General features: G+C 42.6%; 7 protein-coding genes and 1 pseudogene. 6 read left to right on the plus strand and 2 right to left on the minus strand.

All coding sequences use genetic code 11. From position 1 onward, the window contains the following. The first annotated feature begins 203 nt into the window (after positions 1-203). The 3 genes and pseudogenes from B4J23_RS13140 (at position 204) to B4J23_RS13150 (ending at position 2679) form a co-directional block, all read left to right on the plus strand. Positions 204-557, plus strand: coding sequence for a hypothetical protein (locus B4J23_RS13140; RefSeq protein ID WP_004783846.1), 354 nt, complete (start codon positions 204-206; stop codon positions 555-557). 323 nt (positions 558-880) lie between these two features. After that, positions 881-1852: pseudogene (locus B4J23_RS13145) on the plus strand (aliphatic sulfonate ABC transporter substrate-binding protein). Beyond that, positions 1852-2679 (plus strand): ABC transporter permease, encoded by an 828-nt coding sequence (locus B4J23_RS13150; RefSeq protein WP_291361232.1) that lies wholly within the window; start codon positions 1852-1854, stop codon positions 2677-2679. Before B4J23_RS13145 ends, B4J23_RS13150 begins: the two are co-directional and overlap by 1 nt. 69 nt (positions 2680-2748) lie before the next feature. On the opposite strand, the gene prmC is transcribed toward B4J23_RS13150, so the two are convergent. Beyond that, positions 2749-3567 carry a peptide chain release factor N(5)-glutamine methyltransferase gene (gene prmC / locus B4J23_RS13155; protein WP_291361234.1) on the minus strand — a complete coding sequence of 273 codons (819 nt, stop codon included), beginning with the start codon at positions 3565-3567 and terminating at the stop codon, positions 2749-2751. Beyond that, on the minus strand, positions 3567-4655 hold the full coding sequence (gene prfA / locus B4J23_RS13160) for a peptide chain release factor 1 (protein WP_179993310.1): 1089 nt from the start codon (positions 4653-4655) through the stop codon (positions 3567-3569). The genes prmC and prfA overlap by 1 nt, the downstream gene beginning before the upstream one ends. A 359-nt stretch (positions 4656-5014) precedes the next feature. On the opposite strand from prfA, the gene B4J23_RS13165 reads away from it, so the two are divergent. The 3 genes from B4J23_RS13165 to B4J23_RS13175 all read left to right on the plus strand — a co-directional run bounded on the left by B4J23_RS13165 (position 5015) and on the right by B4J23_RS13175 (position 7302). Then, on the plus strand, positions 5015-5443 hold the full coding sequence (locus B4J23_RS13165) for a glycine zipper domain-containing protein (protein WP_034171622.1): 429 nt from the start codon (positions 5015-5017) through the stop codon (positions 5441-5443). Positions 5444-5692: 249 nt separating this feature from the next. Then, complete coding sequence (locus tag B4J23_RS13170) at positions 5693-6142, plus strand: hypothetical protein (protein WP_291361238.1); 450 nt, start codon at positions 5693-5695, stop codon at positions 6140-6142. Positions 6143-6297: 155 nt separating this feature from the next. After that, complete coding sequence (locus B4J23_RS13175; protein ID WP_291361240.1) at positions 6298-7302, plus strand: LLM class flavin-dependent oxidoreductase; 1005 nt, start codon at positions 6298-6300, stop codon at positions 7300-7302. Positions 7303-7509: the final 207 nt, after the last annotated feature.

The following is a 7509-nucleotide window of genomic DNA, read 5'->3' on the forward strand; positions in this document are numbered from 1 at the left end:
GATTAAAATTTAGCATATAAATTTATATTTATATTTTCTCAACAGTTATATTTTTCAAGGCTTACAGCCCAAAAATAGAGGACTGAACGGTCATCCATAATGCTTTGCATTCCCTATTAATATAGTTTATTTTTCAATCAATTTTTAGTGCTTCACTTTTGGCTGTACTCCCTTTCCCTCTTTCCTTGTTGAAGGTATTTTCCATGTTAAAGATGACTGATGTTCTTGGACAAAATCTTGTTCAAAACTTCGCCCAGGCTTTAGTTTCTTCGACCGATCTTAATGCAGAGCAATTGAATCAAGGCATCTTGAATGCGTCTGATTCTGCCCTCAAAGATGCTATTGTGCACTTCTTTAACCAGATTGATGCCACTGAAGCTGCGAAATCGCTTGAAATTCCAGCTGAGCGCATTGTTGCATTACAACAAGGTATTGCACTGAAAGATGAACAATATCTTGCTGATACCGCCAAAGTTGTGGCCCTTTGCCTGGCAATGGAAACTGGTAGCCTGGATCAAGTCGAGGTTTATGACTGCTTGCAAGACTACCCAATGTAAGCTATCCAGATTGATAAAATAGTGACTCAAAAAGCGATGCTGATGCATCGCTTTTTTTATGGCAATCGTTATTTATAAAACCTCCTACTGCAAAGACGAATGATTAAAAAAACAGCTTATCAATTTATGCCATACCATTTTTAAAATTTTATCTAAGCAGAACCTTTCTATTTTTTATTTAATAAATTACAATAAAAACAAATACCTATATTTAAAGCTGTTAATTATTTCATTTTTTGATTTGATTATCTTTTTTTCTTTTTTGTGTGCTTATCAATTTACCGCTATGAATGTAAAAAATTTAATTCAAGATTGAGATATTCATGAAAAAAACATTAAGAACTTCGGGTCTGACTTTACTCGGTCTTTCTATTTCTTTCTTTACCGGCTTGGCTAACGCAGCGATTCCATCTGAATTAAAATTGGATTATGCCTATTACGCACCGACCAGTCTGGTGGTTAAAGAACAGAAACTGCTAGAAAAAGCTTTACCAAAAACCAAGATTAAATGGGTATTTAGCCAAGGCAGTAACCGCTCACTCGAATATCTAAATAGCGGTAGCACAGATTTTGCTTCTACTGCAGGTTTAGCGGCAGTGCTTAGCCGCGCCAATGGTAGCCCGATTAAAACAGTTTATATCCAGAGCCAGCCTGAATGGACAGCACTGGTCGTCAATAAAGATTCGAATATCAAATCTCTGAAAGATTTGAAAGGTAAAAAGATTGCTGCCACTAAAGGTACAGATCCTTTCTTATTTACTTTACAAGCCTTAGATACGATTGGTTTGGGCAAGCGTGATGTAGAGCTCGTTCATTTACAGCATCCGGATGGTAAGACTGCGTTAGAGCATAAACAGGTCGATGCCTGGGCAGGCCTTGATCCTTTAATGGCATCTGCGCAGGCACAGTCAGGTGCCAAATTACTGTATCGCAATGTCAGTTTTAATTCTTATAGCGTACTGAGCGTAAAAGACCAATTTGCCAAATCCAGTCCGGAAGCGATTGAAGCAGTGATTAAAGCTTATGAACAGGCACGTCAATAGGCGAAAGCCAATCCCGACAAATTGGCTGAATTACTGGCACGTGAAGCCAAGCTTCCGATTGAAGTCGCCAAGCTTCAACTCAGCCGTACTAATCTGGATCAGAATATTCCAACCACCAAACATACCGGGGCATTACAAAAAGCTGGTCGTATCCTGACGGAAGAAGAACTGGTTCGTAAAAGAACCAATGTCAATCAGGTCGTGACTCAATTATTTGATGCCCGCTATGCTAAAAAGGTTGCAACTAAGTAATGGCTATACCGAAAAGCATCTCGGAACAGTTGAGCGTGGAAGAACAGTCAAAATCCGCTGTGTTACCACGCAGCATTTCGCTGATCAAAGCCCTCACCCTGCCTGTTATTTTTATCGTATTGGTAGAAATACTGGTCCGTAATGGCGTAATCGAACCTTATCTGTTGCCTGCACCGAGTAGCCTGTTTCAGTCCTTTACTGAACTGGCTGAGGGCGATTTATGGCAACACATCTGGACCAGTAGCTGGCGGGTTTTTCTTGGCTTTGGGATTGGTAGTGGATTGGGACTGATCTTTGCGATTTTAGTGGGGTTAAACAGACATGCTGAAGATTTTCTGGAACCAACGTTTTCTGCAATTAAATCCATTCCGAGTCTGGCTTGGATTCCTCTACTCCTACTTTGGCTGGGAATTGATGAATCTTCTAAAATCACCTTGATTGCGATTGGTGCCTTCTTCCCGACATATACCAATACTGTGGCTGCGATTCAGGGTGTAGATCGTAAACTGCTTGAAGTCGCGAAAGTCTATCGCCTGAAATACTGGCAACAGGTTCAGCAGATTGTATTGCCTGCTGCCTCACCAGGAATATTGACTGGCTTAAGGAATAGTCTGAGTTTGTCCTGGATGTTTATGATTGCGGCTGGATTGATTGCTGCCACTCAAGGGATTGGCTATCTGCTCAGTGATGGTCGTGAAACTTCACGTCCGGATATTGTGATTATTGTGATTATCCTGTTAGCAGTCCTAGGCAAAATCACCGATAGCATTATGAAATTGTTCGAAACCCGCTTACTACGCTGGCGGGATGTGATTAAAAAGTCATAATTTATTTAATAAAAGAATTAAAAAAGCGACCTATCCAGGTCGCTTTTTTATTATATCAAGCTTTAAAAATTAATGTGGCCACTGACCTAAAGTTACCCGGTCATTTCCGCCATAATCTTTCACTGTACGGACCTGTTTATAGCCAGCTTGAGTAAACAGATGGCGGACCGCATCGCTCTGATCATAGCCGTGCTCAAGCAAAACCCAGCCATTTACGGTCAGATGTTTTTTGGCTTGCTGAATAATCATCTCAATATCAGCCAAGCCATTTTTGTCTGAAACCAGCGCACGTTCCGGCTCAGTCGCCAGATCTGGCATATGCTCATCGTCTGCATCAATATACGGTGGATTAGATACAATCGCATCAAAGAACTGCCGATCAAATGGTTTTAGCCAGGAACCAAGCACAAACTGCACCTGATCTAAATCATGCTGTTCCGCATTATATTTCGCAACTTCCAGTGTGGGTTCATAAATATCCGAAGCGGTAACAGACCAGTTAGGGCGCTCAGACGCCAGTGACAAGGCAATGGCACCGGTACCAGTTCCCAAGTCAACAATTCGTGCATCTTCCGGCAGGTCTAATTTCAGGACTGTTTCGACCAGCACTTCGGTATCCGGGCGTGGTACTAGCGTATCTTTAGTGACTTTTAGATCCAAAGTCCAGAACGGTTGTGAACCTGTGACATAGGCCAATGGCTCACCTGCAGCAATCCTCGCCAGGCTTTCGACATAGGCCTGTTCCTGTTCAGGCGTTAACTGCTGGTCTTTTTTCATTACCAGATCAAAAGCATCAATCTTGGTAATGTGTTCCAACAGCCAGGCATTTTCCTGACGTTCATAACTTTCAGGTTCACCACGTAAAGCCAGTGCTTCTTGAATGTTCATTAGCCACCATTCTGCTGTGCAAGCATGGCCAACTGATCGGCCTGATATTCACGATGCAGACTGTCTAATAGCTCAGTCAGATCACCTTCCATCACGGCATCCAGCTTATATAAAGTCAGGTTAATACGGTGATCGGTCATACGACCTTGTGGATAGTTATAGGTGCGAATACGTTCTGAACGGTCACCCGAACCGACCAGGTCACGGCGCATTTCAGAAGTCGCTGCATCTGCTGCGGCACGTTTGGCATTTTCCAGACGTGAAACCAATAAAGCCATCGCTTTGGCTTTGTTTTTATGCTGTGAACGTTCATCCTGACATTCCACCACAGTACCGGTTGGAATGTGCGTAATACGCACCGCAGAGTCAGTTTTGTTAATGTGCTGACCACCGGCACCTGATGCACGGTAAGTATCGATACGCAAGTCAGCCGGGTTAATGTCGACTGAAGTATCTACATCCACTTCTGGAAGAATTGCTACAGTACATGCTGAGGTATGTACACGACCTTGCGATTCTGTTGCAGGCACACGTTGTACACGATGCGCACCACTTTCAAATTTCAGGCGACCATAAACGCCTTCACCATTCACCAGGCAGATGACTTCTTTATAGCCACCGTGCTCACCTTCATTTTCAGACAGGATTTCAATACGCCAGCCTTGAGATTCCGCATATTTGCTATACATACGGAATAAATCACCCGAGAAGATTGCCGCTTCATCACCACCGGTTCCGGCACGAATTTCCAAATAAGCAGAGTTGGCATCATTCGGATCTTTTGGAATCATCAGGATATTCAAATCAGCCTCAAGCTGTTCGATCAGGGCTTTATTTTCCTTAATCTCTTCCTGCGCCATTTCCTTAAAGTCAGGATCAGACAGCATGGCTTGCGCAGTTTCAATATCTTCTTCAGCCTGTTTGTACTTGGTCCAAACGTTGGTAATCTCGGTTAAATCATTATGCTCACGTGATAACTGGCGAAAACGCTTGTTGTCCGAAATCACTTCAACATCTGCCAATAACGCAGTCAGTTCTTCATGACGGTCAGAGAGTTGGTCTAATCGTAAACGTAACGATTCTTTCATTTTCTAAAAAATCTCAAACATAAGGCTGTGACTAAACTAAACAGTGATTTAGCACAGCGAAATCAAAAAATTGCGCCTAGTTTAACGATTCTCTGGGTCAATGAACATCATTATTCAGTAAGTCATTGCTTAGATGCAGCGATGTCACCGCCATTTGTTAACAAATATAAATAAAATCTTCAGTTTTGGATTTTTTCTGCTCAATTCGATCCTTATTTATTTCTCATTTTACAAATTGGCAAATAAACACATTAAATATGGAGGTAGATCTTCACATTCTTTTGGGCATGATTTGTTACATTTTCTGCGTCGAAACACACTAACATATGAAAGTCCTATCAGGGACACGGAGTTACAACATGAAACTCAATGCTATTTTACTGAGTGCTGCAATGGCTGCAGGCTCAATGATGACAGTGAGTGCGCATGCAGACAGTACTGCACGTGTGGCAGCAGCAAGTGCTTTAGGTAGCGTTGCTGGTACTGCACTGGGCAAAAACATGGGGGGCAACACTGGCGCAACAATTGGTGCTGCGTTAGGTGGTGCAGGTGGTGCTGCTGTTGCAAGTAACAAGAAAAACCGTACCTCATCTGCAATTGGTGGTGCTTTAGGTGGTGGTGCTGGTTATACCGTAGGTAAAAACATGGGCGGTTCTAATGGCGGCTATATCGGTTCAGCACTCGGTGCTGCGGGTGGTGCAGCATTAGGTAATAAAATTTCTAAAGATAAAGCAGCCGATCGTGCCAAAGCGAATCGTGCTAAACACTGGAAAAAACGTCACCGTTAATTTCTTGCCCTTAGGCTCTTTAAATTCGACGCTACATTTAACATTAAAAGCACCTGTTTGGGTGCTTTTTTTATTGTATGTTCAACACATCCAAATTCATGTAATACATCAACTTATTCGAACAAGATCATGAATAAATTAAGGAGATAAAAATCACAATTCGCCAACACTGCCTCCATGCTATTTGACGGTTGCTAGATTAAATTTATCTCATCAACAAATACAGCTAGATATATAAAAGGTGTACTCATGAATTACAAATCTCTAATGATCGCTGTCGTAGCAACCTCAGCCATGGGTATGACAGCCGCCAATGCCGGAAATACAACGAATACGGCTTTAGCTTCTGCTTTGGGTGGTGTCGTTGGTGCCGCAGTGGGCAATAAAATGGGTGGTACAACTGGTGCAACAATCGGTTCTGCGATTGGCGGTGGTGCTGGTGCCGCAGTAGCAGCAAATAAACGTGACCGTAATGGCGCGATTATCGGTGGTGCTTTAGGTGGTGGTGCCGGTTATGCCGTAGGTAAAAACATGGCGGGTTCTAATGGTGGCTTAATTGGTGCTGCATTAGGTTCTGCAGGTGGTTCTGCCCTTGGTAAAAAAGTCAGCGAAGACCGTCGTTATGATGACCGTTATGACCGTCGCTACAGCTCAAAAAACTATCGTACTAGCAACTACCGTTATAACCACCGTCACTAAGATTTCCTCTAATCACTTTTCCTCCTTGAATAAGCATCTTCGGATGCTTATTTTTTTGCCTGTTATTTTGGTTTACATATATATCGATTTTTTTCGATATACAAATACAATGCAAAGTCGTATGCTCTTAGTCATGTTTATTCAAGAGTAATATTATGCGTACGCTTACCGATACCCAGTTCTCTATTCTCGAACTGGTTCCAGTTCGTGACGATAAGACCATTCAATTCTCCCTGCAACATGCGTTGGAACTGGCCCAGACCGCAGAACGTCTAGGTTATAGCCGGATGTGGCTGGCCGAGCATCATAATATGGATGGTATTGCCAGCTCAGCGACTGCCGTTCTCTTAGGCTATTTACTGGCAAATACCAATAGCATCAAACTTGGCTCTGGCGGCATTATGTTGCCAAACCATGCACCCTTAGTAGTAGCAGAACAGTTCGGTACATTAGCGACTTTATATCCAGATCGTATTGAGCTGGGTCTAGGCCGTGCTCCGGGTACCGATCAAATGACCATGCGTGCTTTACGCCGTGGCCGTCAGGAAACTGAAGATCAGTTCCCGCAGGATGTTTTAGAAATTCTGCAATACTTTAAAGATCCGATTCCAGGCCAACGCATTGTGGCAACTCCAGGCCAAAGCACACACGTACCTGTGTGGTTATTAGGTTCGAGCCTGTTTAGCGCACAGCTGGCAGCAAAACTTGGTCTACCCTATTCTTTTGCATCTCACTTTGCTCCGCGTATGCTTGGTCAAGCGATTCAATTGTATCGGGACAATTTCGAACCGTCTGAATATCTGGATCGTCCTTATGTTTCTATGGGCGTACCGACTTGTGTCGCAGATACAGATGAAGAAGCTGAATATCTGGCAACAAGTGCTTACCAGCGTGTCCTTGCCCTGATTCGCGGTCAAAGCCTGAAATTGAAAGCGCCGATTGATTCTATGGAAGGATTCTGGTCACCACCTGAAAAAATGTCTGTCGACAATTTCTTTGCCATGGCGCAAGTGGGTTCCAAAGAAACTGTTAAAGCCGGTTTGGAAGCACTCATAGCAAAATATGATGTAGATGAGTTTATCTTCACCTGTGACATCTATGACACAGAGAAACGTCTGCATAATTTTGAATTGCTGATGCAGATCAAAAACGGGCAATAATGCTGTCTTGCTTTGCCTAATTTATTCTGATCTATATACCCACTCTTAGGAATGGGTATATTTTTTAAAACTTTGTTTGAAAATTTTAAGTCTCCAAATAGATAAATCCAAGTCTAAGATGGATTTACTGCGCTTTAATACATCTATCTCTCATTAAAAATACAATAGAAAAAAGAATGACTGTCTAAGTTAAATTTTGTACTTTAC

The organism is Acinetobacter sp. UBA3025 (assembly GCF_002367915.1).
GTDB lineage: Bacteria > Pseudomonadota > Gammaproteobacteria > Pseudomonadales > Moraxellaceae > Acinetobacter.